Annotated in this window: 15 protein-coding genes; 4 read left to right on the top strand and 11 right to left on the bottom strand. The window is 66.7% G+C overall.

Going from position 1 to position 21,559, the window contains the following annotated elements; translation table 11 throughout:
• Positions 1-58: 58 nt before the first annotated feature.
• Both JOL79_RS08820 and JOL79_RS08815 read left to right on the top strand, forming a co-directional pair.
• A complete protein-coding gene (locus tag JOL79_RS08820) occupies positions 59-2,731 on the top strand; it encodes a GNAT family N-acetyltransferase (RefSeq protein WP_210155228.1) in 2,673 nt (890 codons plus the stop codon).
• Between the two features lie 5 nt (positions 2,732-2,736).
• The gene (locus JOL79_RS08815) at positions 2,737-5,295 is read left to right on the top strand and encodes a glycoside hydrolase family 65 protein (RefSeq protein ID WP_210155227.1); all 2,559 of its coding nucleotides are present in this window, start codon (positions 2,737-2,739) and stop codon (positions 5,293-5,295) included.
• Here JOL79_RS08815 and JOL79_RS08810 read toward each other — a convergent pair.
• Positions 5,280-6,281: a Gfo/Idh/MocA family protein gene (locus tag JOL79_RS08810; protein WP_210155226.1), complete on the bottom strand. Its 1,002-nt coding sequence runs from the start codon at positions 6,279-6,281 to the stop codon at positions 5,280-5,282. The genes JOL79_RS08815 and JOL79_RS08810 overlap by 16 nt on opposite strands.
• A 214-nt stretch (positions 6,282-6,495) precedes the next feature.
• Between JOL79_RS08810 and JOL79_RS08805 the strand changes: the two genes are divergently transcribed.
• A complete protein-coding gene (locus tag JOL79_RS08805) occupies positions 6,496-7,572 on the top strand; it encodes an NAD(P)H-dependent flavin oxidoreductase (RefSeq protein WP_210155225.1) in 1,077 nt (358 codons plus the stop codon).
• A gap of 35 nt (positions 7,573-7,607) precedes the next feature.
• Here JOL79_RS08805 and JOL79_RS08800 read toward each other — a convergent pair whose 3' ends face one another.
• The 3 genes from JOL79_RS08800 to JOL79_RS08790 form a co-directional block, all read right to left on the bottom strand.
• Positions 7,608-8,060 carry a hypothetical protein gene (locus JOL79_RS08800; protein ID WP_210155224.1) on the bottom strand — a complete coding sequence of 151 codons (453 nt, stop codon included), beginning with the start codon at positions 8,058-8,060 and terminating at the stop codon, positions 7,608-7,610.
• Between the two features lie 154 nt (positions 8,061-8,214).
• A complete protein-coding gene (locus JOL79_RS08795) occupies positions 8,215-8,685 on the bottom strand; it encodes a hypothetical protein (protein WP_210155223.1) in 471 nt (156 codons plus the stop codon).
• Between the two features lie 556 nt (positions 8,686-9,241).
• Positions 9,242-9,679, bottom strand: a complete 438-nt coding sequence (locus JOL79_RS08790; protein WP_210155222.1) for a hypothetical protein — start codon at positions 9,677-9,679, stop codon at positions 9,242-9,244.
• Positions 9,680-10,599: 920 nt separating this feature from the next.
• On the opposite strand from JOL79_RS08790, the gene JOL79_RS08785 reads away from it, so the two are divergent.
• On the top strand, positions 10,600-11,757 hold the full coding sequence (locus JOL79_RS08785) for a permease (RefSeq protein WP_210155221.1): 1,158 nt from the start codon (positions 10,600-10,602) through the stop codon (positions 11,755-11,757).
• A 70-nt stretch (positions 11,758-11,827) separates the two neighbouring features.
• On the opposite strand, the gene JOL79_RS08780 is transcribed toward JOL79_RS08785, so the two are convergent.
• The 7 genes from JOL79_RS08780 to JOL79_RS08750 form a co-directional block, all read right to left on the bottom strand.
• The gene (locus tag JOL79_RS08780; protein WP_210155220.1) at positions 11,828-12,304 is read right to left on the bottom strand and encodes a hypothetical protein; all 477 of its coding nucleotides are present in this window, start codon (positions 12,302-12,304) and stop codon (positions 11,828-11,830) included.
• Positions 12,305-12,508: 204 nt separating this feature from the next.
• On the bottom strand, positions 12,509-12,868 hold the full coding sequence (locus JOL79_RS08775) for a hypothetical protein (RefSeq protein ID WP_210155219.1): 360 nt from the start codon (positions 12,866-12,868) through the stop codon (positions 12,509-12,511).
• A gap of 539 nt (positions 12,869-13,407) precedes the next feature.
• Positions 13,408-13,842: a hypothetical protein gene (locus JOL79_RS08770; RefSeq protein ID WP_210155218.1), complete on the bottom strand. Its 435-nt coding sequence runs from the start codon at positions 13,840-13,842 to the stop codon at positions 13,408-13,410.
• A 292-nt stretch (positions 13,843-14,134) separates the two neighbouring features.
• A complete protein-coding gene (locus JOL79_RS08765) occupies positions 14,135-14,590 on the bottom strand; it encodes a hypothetical protein (protein WP_210155217.1) in 456 nt (151 codons plus the stop codon).
• 432 nt (positions 14,591-15,022) lie between these two features.
• Positions 15,023-15,523 carry a hypothetical protein gene (locus JOL79_RS08760; RefSeq protein WP_210155216.1) on the bottom strand — a complete coding sequence of 167 codons (501 nt, stop codon included), beginning with the start codon at positions 15,521-15,523 and terminating at the stop codon, positions 15,023-15,025.
• A gap of 319 nt (positions 15,524-15,842) precedes the next feature.
• Positions 15,843-16,163, bottom strand: a complete 321-nt coding sequence (locus tag JOL79_RS08755) for a hypothetical protein (RefSeq protein ID WP_210155215.1) — start codon at positions 16,161-16,163, stop codon at positions 15,843-15,845.
• A 121-nt stretch (positions 16,164-16,284) separates the two neighbouring features.
• Positions 16,285-21,321 carry a LamG-like jellyroll fold domain-containing protein gene (locus tag JOL79_RS08750; RefSeq protein ID WP_210155214.1) on the bottom strand — a complete coding sequence of 1,679 codons (5,037 nt, stop codon included), beginning with the start codon at positions 21,319-21,321 and terminating at the stop codon, positions 16,285-16,287.
• Positions 21,322-21,559 lie beyond the last annotated feature (238 nt).

Genomic DNA, 21,559 nt, shown 5'->3' with positions numbered 1-21,559 from the left:
CGGCGGCGAGGGCAGGTCGGCCCTGCGCGCGGCGCGGACGTGGAGGGAGGATCGGATCATGGCCCGATCCGTCGCCGACGAGTGCGACGTCCTGCTCAGGGACGGCGGGATAGCGCACGTGCGGCCGCTGCGCCCGTCCGACCGTGAGGCGCTGCACGGCCTGGTGAGCGGATCGTCCGAGCGGTCGGCCTATCTGCGCTTCTTCGCCGGGGGCACCGCGACCGCGCACGCGTACATGGACCGCCTGACCGGCCCCGACTATCCGGGGCACGCGCTGGTGGCGCTGGTCGGCGGCCGGCTGGTCGGCGTGGCGGAGTACATCCCCGGCGGCCGCGAGGCGGAGGTCGGCATCCTCCTCCACGACGACGTGCACGGCCTGGGTCTCGGCACACTCCTGCTGGAACAGATCGCGGCCGACGCGGCGGCCGGCGGCGTCGAGGAGCTGGTCGCCACCGTGCTTCCGGGCAACCGCCGGATGTTCCGGGTCCTGGACGATCTGGGCCTGCCGGTGCGCCGCCTGACCGGCGAGCCGGACGGCGGCGTGAACGGGGGCGAGGTGGAGGTCCGCATCGCGGCCCGGCCCACGGCCCACCTGCTGAAGGAGATCGAGGCACGGGCCCACGAGGCGGAGCGCAACTCGCTGGCCCGCGTGCTCAACCCGCGCTCGGTCGCGGTGATCGGCGCGAGCCGCGACCCCGCCCGGATCGGGCACCGCGTCCTGCGCAACCTCGTCGACGGCGGGTTCCCCGGGCCGATCTATCCGGTGAATCCCCACGCGACCGAGGTGTGCGGGCTGCCGGCCTGGCCCGCCCCGGCCGCGCTGCCGGGGCCCGTCGACCTCGCCGTGGTCGCCGTCCCGGCGGCCGTCGTGCCGGACGTCGCCCGGGAGTGCGCCGGGCACGGAGTCCGCGGCCTGGTGGTCCTGACGGCGGGGTTCGCCGAGAGGGGCGACGACGCGGCCGAACGGGAGCTGCTGCGCGTCTGCCGGGACGCGGGCATGCGCCTGATCGGCCCCAACTGCCTCGGGATCGTCAGCACCGGGGCCTCGCTCAACGCCAGCTTCCTGCCCGGCCGGCCCGATCCCGGCCCGCTCGGCCTGATGTCGCAGTCGGGCGCGGTCGCGGCGGCCGTCGTGCAGCGGGCCGCGGAGCTGGGGATCGGCCTGTCCTCGTTCGTCTCGGTCGGCAACAAGGCCGACGTCAGCGGCAACGACCTGCTGGAGTACTGGGAGGACGACCCCGCGACCGCCGTCATCGCCATGTATCTGGAGTCGTTCGGCAACCCGCGCAGGTTCGGCCGTATCGCGCGCAGGGTCAGCGCGCGCAAGCCGATCATCGTGGTGAAGAGCGGGCGCAGCGCCTCCGGCGACCGGGCCGTCCGTTCCCACACGGCCGCCGCGGCGACCCCCGACCTGGCCGTGGACGCCCTGCTCCGCCAGTCGGGCGTCATCCGGGAGGAGAACGTCCGCGACCTGCTCGACACGGCCCGCCTGCTCGCCGGCCAGCCACTGCCCGCCGGGCGCGGAGTCGCAGTCGTCGGCAACTCCGGCGGCCTGCAGGTGCTCGCCGCGGACTCCTGCGAGCGGCACGGGCTCGACGTGCCGGAGTTGTCGGCGGGGACGCAGGCGGAACTGCGGTCGCTGCTCCGCCCGGGCGCCGCCGTCCGCAACCCCGTGGACCTCACGGCCGAGGGCGACGCCGCCGAGTTCGCCTCGGCCATCCGGACGGTCCGCGCCGACCCCGCCGTCCACGCCGTGCTGGTCGTCTACACCCCGCCGTTCGGCTCGGGGCTCGACGCGACCCGGCGGGCGATCGCGGCGGCCGCCCGGGACGGCGGCACGACCGTGCTCGCCTGCCTGACCGGGCACGACGGTCCCGTGGACGCCGCCGTCCCCGGTTACGCCTACCCCGAGCAGGCCGTGCACGCCCTCAGCCGGGCCGCCGGATACGCCGCGTGGCGGGCCCGGCCGGCGCCCGAGCCGGAGGAGGTCGCCGGGGTCGACCAGCGCCGGGCCCGCGCGATCGTCGAGCGTGACCTCGCCGCGCACCCGGAGGGCCGGTGGCTCGACCCCCACCTCGCGACAACCCTCGTCTCGTCCTACGGCCTGCGCGTCGCCGAGTCGGTCACCGTGGACGGCCCGGAGTCGGCCGCCGAGGCCGCGGCGCTCGTCGGCCTGCCTGCCGTGCTCAAGGCATGGGGCCCCGATCTGGTGCACAAGAGCGACGTCGGCGGAGTGCGGCTCGGTCTCCGCACGCCCGAGGAGGTCCGCCGGGCGTACCGCGAGATGGACGGGCGGATCGGGCCCGCGATGCGGGGCGGGATCGTGCAGCGCATGGCCGCCGACGGCGTCGAGATGATCGTCGGCGGCGTCGCCCACGAGACGTTCGGGCCGCTGGTCATGGCCGGTCTCGGCGGGATCGCGGCCGATCTCCTCGCCGACCGGGCCTTCCGGGTGCCCCCGATCGGCCGGGCGGAGGCGGAGTCGATGCTGGGGGAGCTGCGCTGCGCTCCCCTGCTGACGGGCTACCGGGGGCGTCCGCCGGTCGACGCCGGGTCGCTGGAGGACCAGATCGTCCGGGTGGGACGTCTCATGGACGACCTGCCGGAGGTCGCCGAGCTGGACCTCAATCCCGTGATCGTCACGCCCTCGGGCGCGGTCGCCGTCGACGTCCGCGTGCGGCTCGCCCCCGCGCCGCCCGTCCCGTCCGCGTTCCGGCGCCGCCTCCGGTGACCCCGATGCCGCCGGTCGACCCGTGGTCGCTGGTCTACGAGGGCTTCGATCCCGAGCTGGAGGGACGGCGGGAGTCCCTCTGCACGCTGGGCAACGGCCGGTTCGCCACCAGGGGCGCCGCGCCCGAGGCCGGTCCCGGCGGCGGGCACTACCCCGGCACCTACGTCGCCGGCTGCTACGACCGGCTCACGTCGACGGTCGCCGGTCACGAGATCACCGCGGAGGACATGGTCAACCTGCCGAACTGGCTGCCGCTTTCGTTCGCCGCCGGCGACGGCGAGTGGTTCTCGCCCCGCACGGCCCGCCTGCTGGGCTACCGGCAGGAGCTCGACATGCGACACGCCGTGCTTCACCGGGCGGTCCGCTTCGTCGACGCGGAGGGGCGGGCGACGTCGGTGCGGCAGCGCCGCGTGGTGTCCATGGCCGACCCGTTCCTGGCCGCCCTGGAGACGGTCTTCCTGGCCGAGAACTGGTCGGGCCCGCTCCGGGTGCGCGCCGGGCTGGACGGGCGGGTGACCAACTCCGGCGTGCCCCGCTACGCCGAGCTGCGCGGCGACCACCTCGTGGGGCACGAGACCGGCACGGCCAGCGGCACTGACGGGGGCACGGAAAGCGGCACGGGCGGCGGCACGGACGGTTCGCTGACCTGGCTGCGTGTGCGGACGAGATCGTCCGGCACCGAGATCGTCCTCGCCTCGCGCCTCGACGTGGCGCCCGGCGGCGGGTGGCCGGCCCGCGAGATCCCGGTGACCGTCGAACGGCACGACGATCACATCGCCCAGACGTTCACGCCGCACCTGGAGCGGGGCCGGCCGGTGATCGTGACCAAGACCGTCGCGCTCACCACCTCGCGCGACCTCGGCTCCTGCGACGCCTTCTCCTCGGCCGTACGGCGGGCCGCGCGGGCGCCCGAGTTCGGCGAGCTCCTGCGGCAGCACGCCATCGTGTGGCGCGGGCTCTGGGAGCGGGCCCGGCTGGAGGTGCCCGACCCGCGCATCGAGCGCGACATCCACCTGAGCGTCTTCCACCTCCTGCAGACGCTCTCCCCGCACACGGCCGGCCTGGACGTCGGCGTGCCCGCGCGCGGGCTGCACGGCGAGGCGTACCGGGGGCATGTGTTCTGGGACGAGCTGTTCGTGCTGCCCTGGCTGACCCTGCGGTTCCCCGAGGTCGCCCGCGCCGTGCTGCGCTACCGCGTGCGCCGCCTGCCCGAGGCCCGCGCCGCCGCGCGGGCGGCGCGGCTGCGCGGCGCGATGTTCCCGTGGCAGAGCGGCGGCGACGGACGCGACGAGACGCAGCGATACCACCTCAACCCCAGGTCGGGGCGGTGGACGGCCGACCACACCCGCCTCCAGCGCCATGTCGGGCTGGCCGTCGCCTACAACGCGTGGCACCATTACGCCGTCACCGGCGACATGGACTTCCTCGCCGGGATCGGCGCCCCGCTGTTGATCGAGATCTCCCGTTTCTTCGCCTCGCTCGCCCGGCTCAACCCGGCGTCGGGCCGCTACGAGATCCACGGGGTGATGGGCCCGGACGAGTATCACGACGCCTACCCCGGCGCGTCGTCCCCTGGGCTCGACAACAACGCGTACACGAACATCATGGCGGTGTGGCTGCTGCTGCGCGCCCGGCAGGCCCTCGAACTGCTGCCGCGGCGCGCCCGCGAGGAGCTGCGCGGCCGGCTCCGCCTCACCGGCGAGGAGATCCGGCGCTGGGACGACATCACCCGCCGGATGCGGGTCGACTTCCTCGACGCCCCCGACGGCGGGGTCATCGGCCAGTTCACCGGCTACGAGCGGCTGGCCGAGCTCGACTGGGAGCGCTACCGCGGCGTACGGCGGCTCGACCGGGTGCTGGAGGCCGAGGGCGACACGCCCAACCGCTACAAGGCGTCCAAGCAGGCGGACGTCCTCATGTTGTTCTACCTGCTGACGAGCGACGAGCTGGGGCGGATCCTCGCCCGCCTGGGCTACCAGCCCAGGCCCGGCATGATCCGCCGCACCGTCCGGTACTACCTCGCGCGCACCTGCCACGGGTCGACCCTCAGCTCGGTCGTGCACGCCTGGGTGCTGGCCCGCTCCGACCGGGCGGGATCGTGGCGGTTCTTCACCGAGACGCTCACCGGCGACCTCGCCGACGTCCAGGGCGGGACGACGGCGGAGGGCATCCACCTCGGGGCCATGGCGGGCACCGCCGACCTGCTCCAGCGCTGTTACCTGGGCCTCGACGCGCGGCACGACGGCCTGCACCTGCGGCCCCTGCTGCCGGAGCCCCTGACGAGCCTGTCGCTGTCGGTGCTCTTCCGCGGCGCGGAGATCTCCATCGACGCCGAACCGGCCCGGGTGCGGATCAGCCGCGCGGACGACGGCCCGCCCACCGTGACGGTGAGCGTGCACGGGCGGCGCGCCCGGCTGCGGCGCGGCGAGAGCCGCACGTTCCGCCTGCCCGGGCCGGACCGGGGGCCGGGCCACGGGGCGTCTGCGCCCGCGGAGCCCCCGGCCGTCCCCGATCGTTCGGGCCACTCGGATTATTCGGATTATTCGGGTTACTCGCCCGGGTAGCGCAGGCCGATCTGGGCCCGCACGTCGTCCATCGTCCCCATGATCCGGCAGGTCTCGTCGAGCGGCATGACCGGGCTCTCGGTCAGGCCCGCCGCGACGCACCGCGCCACCTCCTCGGCCTGGTAGCGCAGCCCGTTGCCCGGCTCGGGGAACTCGTAGCGCTCCACGGCGCCGGTGCGCTCCGTCAGGGTGAACGACGTCGGCCGATACCAGGTGGCGTCGATGTCGACACGGGCGTCCGTCCCGGCGATCGACGCCCGGTTCGACAGCCACACCTCCATCGAGCTCGTCGTCACCGCCCGCGCGCCCCCGTCGTAGCCGAGGACCACCGAGGTCTGGCCGTCCACTCCGGTGTCGCCGAGCCACCCGGACGCCTGCACCGACGACGGGTCGCCGAACACCATCGACGCGAACGACACGGGGTAGACGCCCAGGTCGAGCAGGGCGCCGCCGCCCAGGCGCGGATCGAACAGCCGGTGCGCCGGGTCGTGCCGGAACCAGATGCCGTGCTCGGCGGTGAGCGTCCGCGGCTCACCCAGCCGTCCCTGGGCGAGCAGCTCCCTGATCCGCACGATGTGCGGCAGGAAGCGCGTCCACATGGCCTCCATCAGGAACACCCCGCGTGACCGGGCCAGCTTCACCAGCTCCTCGGCCTGCGGCCGGTTGATCGTGAAGGGCTTCTCCACCAGGACGGCCTTGCCCGCCTCGATGGCCGCGACGGCGAAGTCCCGGTGCGCGCTGTGCGGCACGGCGACGTAGACGGCGTCGACGTCGTCGGCCGCGAGCAGCTCCGCCATGTCGGCGTGCCATCGGGGCGCGGACGTGCGCCGGGCGAAGTCCGCGCCCCGCTCGGCCGTACGGGAACCGACCGCCACGAGCTCTCCGGTCTCGGACAGGCGCAGGTCGTCGGCGAACATGCGCGCGATCCCGCCCGTCCCGATGATCGCCCAGCGGAGCGGCCGGGAGGCCTGGGGGTCCGTCGTCATGGCAGCCATCTCTCTTTCCGTTCTCTTTCCATCGCCCTGCCGGGGAAGTACGGCCCCACCTTGCCGCATGCCGGGCGGCCTGGTGCCAGGGGGTCCGCCGGGACCGCCGCCGGACGGATGAGACAGTGGTCATGACCGCCGCCGTCGTTCCGGCCCGTGTTGCTTCGTGCTGCTTCTGGCCCGTGTTGTTCCGGCCCGCGTTGGAGGAGAGCCCATGTGGCGGGAGACCGCGTTCACCCGTGTGACGGGAGCCCGGCTGCCGATCGTCGCCGCGCCGATGGCCGGCGGGCCGACGACGCCCGGCCTGGTCGCGGCGGCCGGCGAGGCCGGGGCGTTCGGCGTGCTCTCCGGCAGCTACCGGACGCCGGACGGCTTCCGCGCGGCGATCCGTGAGGTGCGGCGGCTGACCTCGGCGCCGTTCGGCGTCAACCTGCTGCTTCCCGAGCCGTACGAGGTGGACCCGGCCGCCGTCGAGGCGGCGCTCGCCCTGCTGCGTCCGTACGCCGACGAGCTCGGCGTCGAGCTCACCGCCCCCGAGCGGTACGGCGAGGACGCCGACGCCCTGCTCGACGTCGCGCTCGCCGAGCGGGTGCCGTTCTTCGGTTTCACCTTCGGCGTCCCCTCCCCCGCCGCGCTGGCCGCGCTCCGCGACGCCGGCACGGTGACCTGCGGCACCGCCACCAGCGTGGCCGAGGCGAGGGCACTGGTGGACGCGGGCGTCGACATGGTGTGCGTCCAGGGGATCGAGGCCGGCGGCCACCGGGGCGCGTTCCTCGGCGACCCGTTCCGCGGCGCCGGGCTGATCTCCCTCGTCCCGCTGGTCCGCGACGCCGTGGACGTGCCCGTCGTCGCCGCGGGCGGGATCATGGACGGCCGCGGCGTCGCCGCCGCGCTCGCCCTGGGTGCGGACGCGGCCCAGCTCGGCACGGCCTTCCTGCTGTGCCCCGAGGCCGGCACCAGCGCCCCGTACCGGACGGCGGTCGCGTCGGCGGCCGAGACCGGCACCGCCCTGACGGCCGCCTTCTCCGGCAGGGCGGCCCGCGGCATCCGCAACCGCATGCTCGACGACCTCGCGGGCGCGGACCTGCCGCCCTATCCCGTGATGAACGACCTCACCCGTCCGCTGCGCCAGGCCGCGGCGGCCGCGGGCCGGGCCGACTTCCTCTCCCTGTGGGCCGGGGACGGAGTGCCACTCGCCCGGGAACTGCCCGCCGCCGAACTGGTCGCGGCGCTCGAACGCGAGACGGACCTGGCAGTGGAGAGGTTCGGATGCGGACGTGGGCACGGTTGACGTCCTCCTGCCCGCGTGACAGCCGAGGGACCTGCCTAGGTGTAGTAGGAACGGTGATGAGTGAGGAACTCCGCCCGTGAAATCACGGACCCTGGACTTCCGAGCTTCACTTGATCGGGCTTGAGGTTCATCGCCTGGCTTATGGTGAACTCCGTGTGGCCGAAGCTGCCGTCCGAGCCGTCGTCGGGCCAGGCGCCTACGACATAGTCGCCGTCGGCCTCCAGAACCGACGGATCACCCGACTCCACTTTCCAGCCCGGCCGATCCCCGACAAGGGGCAGCTCCGCCACATCACCACGGATGGCAGAGCTTGAGAACGCGACCAAGGGGCGCTGGCTGGCCTTTCCGTCGCGCTGCCGCCAGATTATTACGTGGATCACGTCTGGACGCTTGCACCACCAAATCACCGCTCGCGGCGTTTTTCCACCGCCGGCGACTCCCACCTCGCCGGCGAATGCCGCCGTGCAGCCTCCCAGGACACCAATCATCGAAAGGGGACCTATACTCACCGAAACATGAATGCCTAATCTCTTCAGCATTTGCCGCACAGCCCGTCGCGCCGACCGGGGCTTGTTGAAGCCGGGCCACAGTCTGTCTGGACCTCCCATTCGCACCCTCAAGATCACCAACCTCTCGCATCAATTACTCCGAGGAAGCATCAGTGCGACTCACTTCGATCACCAAGGCAGATTTCATATCTCCACTTGCCCTGGCCCGGGCCAGCTCAATCGCATCGCCTATTGGCGATCCTCCGCCCCCAGAATCCTCGAAGAAGGGAAGACTGCTTATAGACAGAAGAACATTCTTCCAGCGAAGAGATTCCATCTGTTCCCAGCTTGGAAGTTGTTCCGCAACCTGGGTCCATTTTCGAAGTCGCAGGGCCTTCTCGGCCCGCTTGAAGGCCTCGTCGATGCTCGTGGCTCCCATATCGATAATCAAAACTGACGTAACGCTGATGACCCCATTCCATGTGTCCTTGTAGGTAGTCTCCGCTAGGACCGTACCCGTCTCGCGCAGATCACTAATAATCACCTGGTCAACCTCGAACCTCCGAGGTATATATCCACAGCCGCCCATCACAAGAGCGCCAAGCAGCAGGAGGGACGTGATCAAAGCAAACGACGATCGCACCAGGGGTCCGGATCTATTCCTTACTGCCCCGAGTCACTCTCAGGGGCTTGAACCGATTCAGTTCGTCCGGTTCCGTCGACGGGTCTATGGTTTTGATCGCCTACCTCGACTTCAGCTCGCCGTACCCAGGTCAGCAGCGGTCCGGCCGTACCGATGCCCGGCTTCTCGACCACCGCCATTATCGCCGTCCGCTGGGCATCGAACTGAATAATGAGATTGGATCAGCAGTACTCTCCACGCACTTCATCGAGAAACTCCTCCTCCGATACCCTCACAGCATGCCTATTCAGGACCTCCCCCGTGTCCACCATTTCAGCGCGAACAGCCGTCAACGGGAAGGGGACCGACCGTTACAGACAACGGCTCACTATGCCGAGGCCCTGATCCCGCCTGCCCGGTCTGGCCGCTGGCTTGCCTACTCCGTTGGATTCACCGTCACCGATGACATCGCGTCCAAGAGATCCACCATCTGGTTCAGTTCGGCCAGGGCTCAGGCATTGGCGACATGCGAGATCGGCGCTACGGGTAAAACTTGCCTCTATTCACCTGTGGGCTCCACTTCCAGGATTACAATCCCTTGAGAGTCGCTCTGCATCCGAGCCGTCTTTATTGCCTTCTCTTCGATAGAGTCGACCCCATCATGCGACTCATAGTAGCCAATCCCTTTGATCATGATCCCAAGGTTGTCCCACTTGTGCGACTCCATCCATGCGGAGTCAGGATCCTTATTTATGACCATCGCCCAGCCCTGCTTCTCCAGGAGCTTACCTGCCGCACTGACGACACTTTCTTTGTCCGGAATTCCGATATCAATCGCGAGGATCTTCGTGACTTGGGTGACGCCGTCCCAGGTGCTCTCACTATCACTCCCCACCAACACCTTTCCAATTCTTCGGATTTCGCCAACAGCATCTGGATCGACGCGTTGCGTATGCGGGAACAGTTCAGAGCGGCACGCGGAAACTAGGATGAGCAAGCCGACGAGAATAGCAGACTTGCCTCCTCTTAGTGGAGGCGAGCGGCGTCGCATACCCGATCCGACAGAGAGCACCGTCCTCATTAGCAGCCCCTAGAAGAGGTAGTAGCAATTCGCATCAACGCATCTCCATTACTCGTAAGCTTTTCACCCCTCGGCTCCCAGTTTGGCTGGTTCTCATATATCACCAATGCGGTCAGCGCCACGTGGTTGACTTTAAATTCTTTTGCTGCGTCCCGGATCTCGTCCTCATATTTCAGAACGCTCATATACTTCAGCAGCTTGGGAAAGGCGGCGCAGTACGTGACGGGCCGACCTCCCGCCTGTTGCACGCAGCTAGGGGTTGGGTTCCTCGAATCCACCCTTAGAAACAGCCGTGAAACATGACAACGCTGACGCACCGCCCCCGCCAAGAGGCCAGCAAACCAGCCACCTTTGGAACGGTTTCACGCAAAAACATCCGCAACATATCCAGAAACGATCAATCAAGTCCAGGCGCCGCCTTTGTGATCAAACTCACATCTTTTCTCGTATATACGGCATGCCCAAAAAGCCATGCAGCTCCTTTGAAGTCCGGCCGGACTGATCCATCGATCGAGACGAGGAGTTCGCGGATTCGCCACCCATGACAGGCCTGGCCGCATATACACAGTGAAGCTCCGGTCGTGTTTCAGCCGGTGAACGGCGCACTGGACGTCGCGGTACAGCTTGCGGATCTCCGGATCCACGGCGGGCCATCGACCGCCCCAGCCGGCTCTGGCACAGCGGCACTGAATCTGTCAAATTGGGCCAGACATCAAGTTATTTGTCCGGTTTGTTGGAATGTACGGCCCTTATGGGCCAGAGGCGGCGGCGCTTCCGGCCCCAGTCCGGGGGTATGGGGACGATCCGTACACACCCGCGGGTGGGGGGTTTCGACCATGAACTGGTTGTGGCATGCCCTGGCGATGGCCGGGACGATGGGCTGGAAGATCCTCTGGGCTCTCATCCTCGGATTCGCCCTCTCGGCGATCGTCCAGGCCGTGGTGCGCCGCGACGCGGTGACCGGCCTGCTCGGCGACGACTCACCCCGAGCACTCGCCGCCGCGACCGGCCTGGGCATGGCGTCGTCATCGTGCTCCTACGCGGCCGTCGCACTCGCCCGTACGCTCTTCCGCAAGGGCGCGAGTTTCACCGCCGCGATGGCGTTCGAGATCGCGTCCACCAACCTCGTCGTCGAACTGGGCATCCTGCTGGCGCTGCTGATGGGCTGGCGGTTCACCCTCGCGGAGTTCGTCGGCGGCCCCATCATGATCCTGCTGCTGGCGGTGCTGTTCCGGATCTTCCTGCGCCGCCGCCTCATCGAACAGGCCCGCGAACAGGCGGAGAAGGGCATCGCTGGATCGATGGAAGGCCACGCCGCCATGGACATGGCGGTGACCGGACCCGGCTCGTTCTGGCGGCGGCTGACCTCCGCCAGAGGCTTCACCGCCGTCTCCCACATCTTCGTCATGGAGTGGGCCGCCATCTGGCGGGACATCGTCGCCGGACTCCTCATCACCGGCGCCCTCGCCGCCTGGGTGCCCGCCACCTTCTGGAAGGAGTTCTTCCTCACCGGTCACCCGGTCGTATCGGCCCTGTGGGGTCCCCTCGTCGGACCGCTCGTCGCCATCGTGAGCTTCGTCTGCTCGGTGGGCAACGTCCCCCTCGCCGCGGTCCTGTGGAACGGCGGGATCAGCTTCGGCGGAGTCGTCGCCTTCATCTTCGCCGACCTGATCATCCTGCCCATCCTCAACATCTACCGGAAGTACTACGGCTGGAAGACGGCCGCCTTCATCTTCGGCGCCTTCTACGCCACCATGGTCGCCGCGGGCTACCTCGTCGAGCTCATCTTCTGGGCACTGCGCCTGACCCCTCAGGACAGGTCCGCCCGGATCGCCGAGGAGCAGTTCGCCTGGGACTACACGACCTGGCTCAACCTGGGCTTTCTCGTGCTGGCCGCCCTGCTCGCGGCCCGCTTCCTCACCACCGGAGGCCGGCGGATGCTGGCCATGATGGGCGGCCGGCCCGAGACTGCCCCCCACGAGACCCACCCCTGACCAGGCAGCACGCGCCGGGCCGATCGTCACGGTCGGGCTCGGACCGGTAAGAACGGCAATCGGCCAGGGATCATGGGTCCGCGGGATTCGCTTCGAGGACGACAGGAGCGTTCGATCCAGCGGATTTCCGGGCCTGCAGAATCGCCTTCTGCTCCGCGGGATCGAGGTCACCCGTGGACTCGATGAACTCCAGGCTGTTCGCGGCGAGCCGTGCCTCTCCCCATTCGCGTGAGGTCATGACCACCCAGTCGGACCGACCCTGAGCGACCACCACCCATCCCCGCTCCCGCAGGAGTTCCGTCGCTCTGTGGAGTGCGTCGCCAGTGTTCGTGCCTCCCACGTCCACGATCGCCACCTGGCTCACCGTGGTAAGACCGCGCCAGGTGGATTTCGTCTTCGTCTCGGCAAGCACCTTTCCGATGCCACGCATGTCCGAGACGATGCCGGGATCCACCTCCGCCGTACGCGGCAAAATGCCACAACCGGAGACCAGGAGCGAGACGGAGAGGAGGACCAAGCCGGCGACGGAGGAAAACCAGCCCTTCATGGGACAACGATAAATGGCCAGATCGTCGGACAGTTGGAATCGGCCAAACTTCCAATACTCGTACGCTGCCGCGGCCGACGGACTCCGCAGTCCACTCGGCGGCAGCGCGCCTCGGGCCGCTCGTCACGGCCCCGTTCCAACCCGGTGAGAACGGCAACCGGCCTGGGGCCGCCGAGACGGAGACGTCAGGCCACGCCGAGCAACTCAACCTTCGCCGTGCCCGTAGATCAGCCATCGGCCGTTCACGAGTCGCAACACGAAAGGCTCACTCCGAAGCCCGCCCGGGTAATCGGAGAGAATGCAATTGTCTAGGTCAAAGGTGGCATGCATCCTCACGCATCTCTCGCCGGGCTCGCAAAATCGTTCCTTCTTCGGCCTATCGACCATGAGATGATTTGCCGAGGTCCATGCTCGGAACGGGCTGTCGGGACGCTCCAGTTCCAGGTCGAAGTTGGTATCGGACGCCAGAAGGGCGCGAGCAGTTTCCTTGTCCTGCCCTACTATTGCGTCGAAGTAGTTCCGCAGCACCTGCTCGGGCGAGGCATTCGCGGGCGGCATGACCACTTTGTGACTCTCCGGTACGCTGCATCCGGACGCTGGTAGAACCAGCAGGCCCAGAATAATGACCGTGACCAGAATGGTCGTACTACCAGATGACGTGAGCAAAAGCGAGCCCCTTGAAATCATCGTTGTGATAGCGATCGCTGGATCGTTCAGCCGTATTCATATAAGAGACAGGCGTGGAGCCTACGGCAGAAGAGATCCCACCACAAGATTGTCTGCCCGCCGGAAGGCGTCGCGTGATCGCCGATCTGCCATGCTCGACGTCTCCCGTGACCTCACCCCCTCGCACGCCTACCGCGCACGAACCGGGGACGGCAAGGTCGTTGACACCGACCGGTGCCATAGAAAACCAGCGTGAAAATGAGCAGATCGACGCCACGCGCACGTCCCGCCGACCGCCTGACGCCACCATCCTCCAAGCAATTTACTAAATCGAAGGACAACAAGATTAGGTCGTTTGCGCGGATCCCGCACAAACGATCTAACCACTCGCGGATCCGATCAGAATCCCGAACGGTTGTCAGGTCGAGCGGAGCAACTCAACCATCGCCGTGCCCGTAGACCAGCCATCGACCGTCCACAAGCCGAAGCCCGAAGGACGTGCTCTGAAGGCCGCCGGGCCATTCATCCAACAAGCACCGACTTAGAACAAAGGTAGTGACCATGGCTACGCATGTGGCGCCGCGCCTGCAGTCACCGTCCTCATAGGGACCTTCGATGCGCAGGTCGCTTGCGGAAAACCAGGCGTGGAACGGACCGTCAGACGCATCGAGCTCGTGCCCGAAATCGGCATCCGATGTCAGAACGGCACGGAAGGTATTCGCGTCCTGCCCGACTATGGCGTCAAAATAGGTCCGCAGCACCTGCTCGGGCGAGGCGTCGCGAGGCGGCAGAGCTACCTCGCGCTTCTCGGGAACGCCGCATCCACATCCCGGCAGAACCAGCAGGCCAAGGATGACGACTGCAACCTGCACGATCCTACTACCAGATGACGTGCGCAAAAGCGAGCCCCTTGAATTCATCGTGGGTATAGCGCTGGCCCCCTTCCGACCGGGTGAGAACGGCAACCGACCGGGAGCCACGGGCCGGCGCGATCCGCTTCGAGGACGACACGAGCGTCCCTCCTCAGCCCGCCCGACGCCCCCCGTCGTCCAAGCAATCAAAGGATAATTAGATTAGATCGTTTGCGCGGATCCCGCACAAACGATCTAACCACTCGCGGATCCGATCAGAATCCCGAACGGTTGTCAGGTCGAGCGGAGCAACTCAACCATCGCCGTGCCCGTAGACCAGCCATCGACCGTCCACAAGCCGAAGCCCGAAGGACGTGCTCTGAAGGCCGCCGGGCCATTCATCCAACAAGCACCGACTTAGCACAAAGGTAGTGACCATGGCTACGCATGTGGCGCCGCGCCTGCAGTCACCGTCCTCATAGGGGCCTTCGATGCGCAGGTCGCTTGCGGAAAACCAGGTGCGGAACGGAGCATCAGGCGCATCGAACTCGTACCAGAAATCGGTATCCAATGTCAGAACGGCACGGAAGGTATTCGCGTCCTGCCCGACTATGGCGTCAAAATAGGTCCGCAGCACCTGCTCGGGCGAGGCGTCGCGAGGCGGCAGAGCTACCTCGCGCTTCTCGGGAACGCCGCATCCACATCCCGGCAGAAACAGCAGGCCCAGAACGACGACCGCGACCTGAACGATCCTGCTACCAGATGACACACGCAAAAGCGAGCCCCTTCACCTCATCATGGGTATAGCGATCGCTGGATCCTTCAGCCGGACTCATATGACAGGCGTGGGACACTCGGTGGAAGAGGTCTCACCACAAGACCGTCTGCCCGCCGGAAGGCTTCGCGATCGCCGATCCTGCCATGCTCGGCATCTCCCGTGACCTCACCCCCGTGTCGCACGCCTACCGCGCACGAACCGGGGACGGCAAAGTCTCTAACACCGACCAGTGCCATGGAAAACCAGCGTGAAAAACGAGCAGATCGACGCCACGCGCACGTCCCGCCGACCGCCTGACACCCCGCGTCGTCCAAGCAATGCACTACATCAGATTAGATCGTTTGCGCGGATCCCGCGCAAACGATCTAATCACTCGCGGATCCGATCAGAATCCCGAACGATTGTCAGGTCTAGCCGAGCAAATCACCCTTCGCCGTGCCCCTTGATGAGCCATCGTCCCTTCACGAGCTGAAGTCCGAACGAATCGCCCTTAAGGCCGCCGGGCCATGTCGCGAAAAAGCAGTCCTGCAGGTGGAAGGTGACGGACATGCGGACGCATGTGGCACCTGGGCTACAGTCAAGGTCCTGGTAGGGACCTTCGACATGCAGGTCGGTCGCCGAGGTCCATGCTCGGAACGGGCTGTCGGGACGCTCCAGTTCCAGGTCGAAGTTGGTATCGGACGCCTGAAGGGCGCGAGCAGTTTCCTTGTCCTGCCCCACTATTGCGTCGAAGTAGGTCCGCAGCACCTGCTCAGGCGAGGCATTCGCGGGCGGCATGGCCACTTTGTGCCTCTCCGGTACGCCGCATCCGGACGCTGGTAGAACCAGCAGGCCCAGAATAATGACCGTGACCAGAATGGTCGTACTACCAGATGACGTGAGCAAAAGCGAGCCCCTTGAACTCATCATGGGTATAGCGATCACTGGATCGTTCAGCCGGATTCATATAAGAGACAGGCGTGGAGCCTACGGCAGAAGAGATCCCACCACAAGATTGTCTGCCCGCCGGAAGGCTTCGCGATCGCCGATCCTGCCATGCTCGACATCTCCCGTGACCTCACCCTCGTGTCGCACGCCTACCGCGCACGAACCGGAGACGGCAAGGTCGTTGACACCGACCGGTGCCATTTGCTACGTCGAAGGACAACAAGATTAGATCGTTTGCGCGGATCCCGCGCAAACAATCTAATCACTCGCGGAACCGTTCAGAATCCCGAACGGTTGTCAGGTCGAGCGGAGCAACTCAACCTTCGCCGTGCCCGCGGATCAGCCATCGACCATTCACAAGCCGCAACACAAAAGGCTCACTCCGAAGCCCGCCCGGGTAATCGGAGAGAATGCAATTGTCTAGGTCAAAGGAGACATACATCCTCACGCATGTCTCGCCCGGCTCGCAGAATCTCTCCTTCTTCGGCCCCTCGATCTCAAGATGAGTTGCCGAGGTCCACGTCCGGAACGGGCTGTCAGGATCCTCCAGCTCGAGGCGGAAATTGGTGTCGGACACCAGAAGGGCGCGAGCAGTCTCCTTGTCCTGCCCCGCTATTGCATCGAAGTAGATGCGCACGACCTCTTCCGGCGACGCGTTCGCAGGCGGCATTGCCACCTTGTGTCTCTCGGGTACGCCACATCCGCAGCCTGGCAGGACCATCAGGCCCAGAATAATGACTGCGACCGGAATGATCCTACTACCAGATGACGTGCGCAAAAGCGAGCCCCTTGAATCCATTTTGATCGTATCGCTCACCCAGGTTCATATAGGGTCCGGAACCATTCCCGTAATCGCCGCCGTGTTGCGCGAACAGGATATCCTTCAGGCCGGTCGGATGATCTTTCCATAGGAAAGTGACGATTCCCATGTGCGTGAACTCACCTTTTCTCCTATGCAGGAAGTAGATGACGTCGCCAACCTTGACGTCCCGATCGAAGAAGGTTTTGGACTCACCGGAATATGTTCCGGATATACTCAGTCGATTACGCCCATAGAAGTGTTGCCAGTTGTTACTCGCAGCGGCGAACGTGAAGGAGTCGTTCTTGTAGCCATTCTCCCACCAGGAATCATCCGAACGCTTGTCGAACCAACTTAGGAGGCTCGACGTATAAGCGTGAAGCTGGCGATATTTGCCGCCGCGGCGGAGTGCCCTGGACACGAAGTTGGCACAGTCGTTGACATACTCCCACCCCTTTTTGGTGGCAGGTCCGACGTTTTCCCTTGCCCAGGCGGCCGCGGCAAGAGGGCCCTTACGGTATGACGTGGAGGCAGTGGTTACCGCCGTCGTCCTCGCGGCGGCGGCCTGCTGCGAAGGAGAGTCAGCAGGCTCATCCACCGCTGGAAGGTCCGTTATCGGATTCTCCGGAAGGCCTCCCGGCCATGCATTGATTTCCGCCGCGGACGGCATCACGGCACCGTCGACGGCCGAGCTCACGTTCTCGGTCGAGAGTTTGAACTTTCCGCTCCCACTCGTGTCGGCGTTGAAGACGAAGTCTTCGCCGGCCATCCAGGGATTGTCGACGGTTACGCCGTCCTGCTCATAGCTGGTCGTTCCCCCGGCGAGGGACCGGACCACGATCGTGCCGTCGTCGACCTTGGAGACCAAGCTGTCGGTTACTTCGATACCGCTGGTCGTCCTGCCGTCGACGCCCGTATCCACGAGTCCCTGTTCCTTGACGTACAGGGCCGGCTCGATGGTGGACGCCTGAGAACTGTTCGCGATGGCCGCGCCGGTGTCCTCGTACCGCCCGTCGAGCATTCCGTTCGTCGCCTCGACGTAATCGCTGACGGAGTCGAGATATGCGGCTGCGCCGCCGGGCACGGCCTGCGGGACGACCTCAGCCGTCTCCTTCCACGGCCCCGTTCCGTACGGAGTGCGGGTTCTGACGCGGAAGTGGTATGCGCTGCCGTTGGTGAGGCCACCGACGACGACCGTCGCCTCCTGGCTGGTCAGCGAGCGCAGAACATTGCCACTCGCGTTGAGGACGTCCAGGTCGAAGTCCTCGTCCTCGACGTCGGCGCCCATGTCGTCCGGACGCGCCCACCGGAGAAGCGCACCGGAGTCGCCCTGCCGTACATCGACTCGGGGGATGATTCCCGGCGCACCCGGAGGGCGGTAGGTGACGAGCAGCGAGGTCGGCTGGGCCGCGCCGTTGCCGCCGAACTGCACAGAGGGAACGGACTCGTTCGTGAAGACGATCACACCTGGATCGATGAAGCTGTCGTCCGCCGTGTTCTCCTGACGCCAATCGGTGACATTGCCGGTGACGTCGATCTGGGGCGTGCCCACCTGGACCTGCTGCTGGTCTTCGGGCACCAGGTCCGCCATCAGGTCCGCACCGGTGGGCGTCTCACTGAGTTCGCTCTTCTTCACGTGGACGGAGACGACCTCGTTGTTGGGGCAGTCTCCCGAGCAGACGGCTCCCCCCAGATCCAGGGTGGCCGACGTAATGATCGCACCCTTGGGCACTGCGCTGAGGTCAGCCTTGATCAATGAGACTCGGCGGTTGTCGCCGCTACCCCCGACTTGTACAGAATCGGTGGCCGCGAGGCCGCATGGGCCGCCATTACAAGCGGTCGCACCCGTGGCTGCCGATCGCACGGACAACTGCTGGCCGCTCACGGTGACCTGCTGGGTCGGGTGCGATTCGGGATCGACGACCTGCGCCCCGAACGGCTGCGGAGCGGTCTTCGGTGTGCAGATCTCCTCGACGCATGCCTCCATGCGCCAGTAGTAGGAGCCGCCGTCCGTAACCAGGCCGTCAGGCACGCGGGCCGCGACCCGCTCTCCGCCGTTGACCACGCCTTCGGCGAGAGGCACAGGTCCGACGCTTGTGCCATCGCTCTTGTACAGATAGAACTTGCCCGTGACCGGCCCGCCCGACGGGCGCGACACGACGCCGGACAGCACCGGGTTGAGGGGCTCCTCCAGACCCGTCGCGAGATCCGTAGGCAGGTGCGGAGCGTCGGTGGTGATCCGATAGAAGGGGGTCTCGCTGCAGATGCGCGGCGTGACGCCGGTGATGCACACCTTGATTTTGAATTTGAAGCTGTCCGGGCTGCCCAGCTTGAACTCGCTTCTGATCACCTGCCCGGACAGTGTGCTGGAGATCGGCGGGAAGAGCTGCGCGGAGGTCAGGGCCGCGACCTGGTTGGACGCCGGGCCGGTCTGGCCTGCGCTGTCCACCGCGACGACCCGATAGTAGTACTGGCCCTGAGGCATTCCGCTGTCGCTGTAGGCGAGTCCGTTGACTGTGGCGACACGGGTGGCCGCCGTCGGGGTGAAGCCGGCCGTCTTCGATCGGTGCACCTGGTAGGTGACGGCGCCGTGGTCGTCGGTCGCCGCTCCCCAGGTCAGGTCCACGGTGTCGGGTCCGGCCACGGCCGTCAGGGTTCCGGGAGCCGAAGGCGGGTTGTTCACCGGCGATGTCGTACCAACTGGCGTGGTCATGTCGGACTGGATCTGTCCCTGGGTCAGAGCCGCCTTGTAGACCCTGACCTCGTCGATCGACCCGCTGAAGTACTCACCGAAGATGCTGTTGCCCCCGATGCTCAGGGGCGCGGTGCTGGAGGCGAGGTTTCCGCTGACCGTGCTCTGCGCGACCATCGCACCGTTTACGTAGGTCTTGATGACCGTGCCGTCGTAGGTGCTGGCGATGTGGCTCCAGGTATTCGTCGGCAGCGCGTCTGGACCGCTGACGCTGGCGATGCTTCCGCCGATCTGCAGATAGCTCGTGGGTCCCATTCCCATCCAGGGGAAGAAGCCACCTTCGATGCTGGAGTAAAGGCCGTAAGAAGCGTCGCCCGATGCCTCCTTCATGATGGCCGTCCGGTATCCGCTCACGCTGGAGGGCTTGACCCATGCCTCAATGGTCATCTTGTTCGTCAGGTGCAACGAGGCGGAGTCGTTCACGGTCACCATGCTGGAGGCGCCGTCGAACGACAGCGCCTGGCCGAACTTGCCTGTCGCCCAGTTCGTGCCGCTGGCCGTGCCCGTGTTGCCCGTGCCCGACTGGTCCGCCACCGTCGTCCCGGTGCCCTCGTTCATCCCGTACGCCGCGACCAGGCCGGGAATGGCCGTGCTCGTCGGGGACGGGGAAGGAGTGGGAGACGGGCTGGGGCTCGGCGAAGCCGTGGTGGTCGGAACCGGGATGGGCGTCGTCGGGTCGGAGATCGACACCAGGTAGTCGAGCTTCTTCCCGTCGATTGAGGTCGAGGAGTAGTTGATCTTGATGTCGCTGGTACGGGAGATGGCGTCATTCCCGACGATCGAGTCGATCGACTCTCCGGTCACCGTCGGGATCTCCGGCGGTAGGAGGTACGTCACGCTGAGCCGAGGGGGGCTCTGCCCAGACTCGACCGAGTCGAACGACCAGTACTTCGCGCTGATCGGATTGGGGTCATCCGGCCAGGTGCTGCGGGGATCCTCGTTCGACTTCAGCTCCACCCCGTAATTGGGGGTTCCGCTTGCCCATGCCTTCGCCATCTGGGTGGCGTCGACGGTGTTGGTGATGATTCCCGAGTCGCACGAGGGCAGCGTCGTCACCGTGCCGACGGAGGTGACCGGCGGGAGAGAGCTCCACGACAGTCCGCTTGTGTCCCACGCCGAGGCGATCGCCGATGCGGTGATCGTCGCGTTCGAACAGGCTCCGGTGTAGTAGCCCACCAATTCGATGTTGGCCGAGTCGATGTACTTGCCGAAGTAGGCGTCGCTGTCCTCGAACTTCACGTAACCGCGCAGGAAGTTCGGATAGATCTTGTTGGTGTACGTGCAGACGCTCCCGGAGCACCTACGCTCCGACTGCCAATACGTCCCCGTTCCGACGTTCAGCTCCGCACCGGTGGAGTCCGCGACCCCCGTCCTCGACTGCACCCACGCATCGCTGGCCGCGGTCAACGACACGGTCGGATCGACCGTAAGAGGATAGGTGGTGTCCTTGTCGGCGAGGAACTTCGCATCCGGCGTGACGACCAGCGTTTGATCGCCCGTCTTTCCGACGACCCGCGCGTCCACGTCACCGCGCATGTTCGGACCCGTCCTGCGGTCGGCACTCGGGCCCTCGGTCATGTACGGCTTGGCGGCGGCGGCCACCGTCTTCCCCTTGCCGTCGGTGAGCTTCAGCCCACCCGACTTCGTCCCGCTCAGGGACAGTCCTGCCGTGCGGACCGGAAGGCGGAACTCCACGGGTACGGTCGGACGCTCGCGCAACACCACGTCGTGACGGAAACCGGATGCCAGGGCGGTCACCACCAGATCGGCTTTCATCCCCGGCCGGGAGATGTCGTAGATCGCCTTGTTGCCTTCGATCCGGGGCCGGGGCAGCGCGTCCGGCCATCCAATGGCGAACGACTGCTTCTTGTCGGCACGTTCCAGGGCAGCGAGGTGAGTGTCGCCGCCCGCACTGATTCGTACGTCGGCCCGAGCCACCTTCGGCTGCAGCGCTCCGTCGCGTTCTTCGAGGGTCGTGTCGATCCACCGGAACGTCCCGTCGGGCTGCTTGACCCTTCGCGGCCCTGCCCACGACTGGGTCGTCAAGCGACCGTCCGGGTAGGCCCATGTCCAGCTCGTCTCGCTGTCAACCGCCGTCACATGAACGGGCTTTCCCTGTTTCTTCGCTTCCGCGAGAGCCTCCCGCAGCGGTGCATCAGGATCGGGGGGCTTCGGGAAAGCGGTTACGGGAGGAGACGTGGGCTCCGGCGTTGCCTTCGGAGTTGGTTGTCCGTCGTCCGCCACTGCGGGCACAATGCCGCCAGCCATGAGCGACAGGACTGCGACCAGGGCGATGAGCCCTCTCTTTGGTACCGCTTCCCAATGACCCTTGGCCGACTGGGGGAAGCCGCCTAATACTCCAGCCGTAGTTCCTGATCAGGGCTCGTAAACAGCTTGCCGCCGGTAATGGCTGACTCGGGCGCGGGCTTGATGGCGTCGCCGCCACCACGACCAGCGGAGTAGGTCGGTCATGCTGTGGGCG

The sequence above is a fragment of the Microbispora oryzae genome (assembly GCF_017896165.1).
In the GTDB taxonomy this organism is placed as follows: Bacteria; Actinomycetota; Actinomycetes; order Streptosporangiales; family Streptosporangiaceae; genus Microbispora; species Microbispora oryzae.
Note: the sequence above shows the minus strand (reverse complement) of the source record. Positions and strands in the feature narration are given on the sequence as shown.

Coding starts and splice junctions, on each gene's coding strand:
- JOL79_RS08820 (WP_210155228.1), top strand. CDS start 59: ATGGCCCGATCCGTCGCCGACGAGTGCGACGTCCTGCTCAGGGACGGC.
- JOL79_RS08815 (WP_210155227.1), top strand. CDS start 2,737: ATGCCGCCGGTCGACCCGTGGTCGCTGGTCTACGAGGGCTTCGATCCC.
- JOL79_RS08810 (WP_210155226.1), bottom strand. CDS start 6,281: ATGACGACGGACCCCCAGGCCTCCCGGCCGCTCCGCTGGGCGATCATC.
- JOL79_RS08805 (WP_210155225.1), top strand. CDS start 6,496: ATGTGGCGGGAGACCGCGTTCACCCGTGTGACGGGAGCCCGGCTGCCG.
- JOL79_RS08800 (WP_210155224.1), bottom strand. CDS start 8,060: ATGATTGGTGTCCTGGGAGGCTGCACGGCGGCATTCGCCGGCGAGGTG.
- JOL79_RS08785 (WP_210155221.1), top strand. CDS start 10,600: ATGAACTGGTTGTGGCATGCCCTGGCGATGGCCGGGACGATGGGCTGG.
- JOL79_RS08780 (WP_210155220.1), bottom strand. CDS start 12,304: ATGAAGGGCTGGTTTTCCTCCGTCGCCGGCTTGGTCCTCCTCTCCGTC.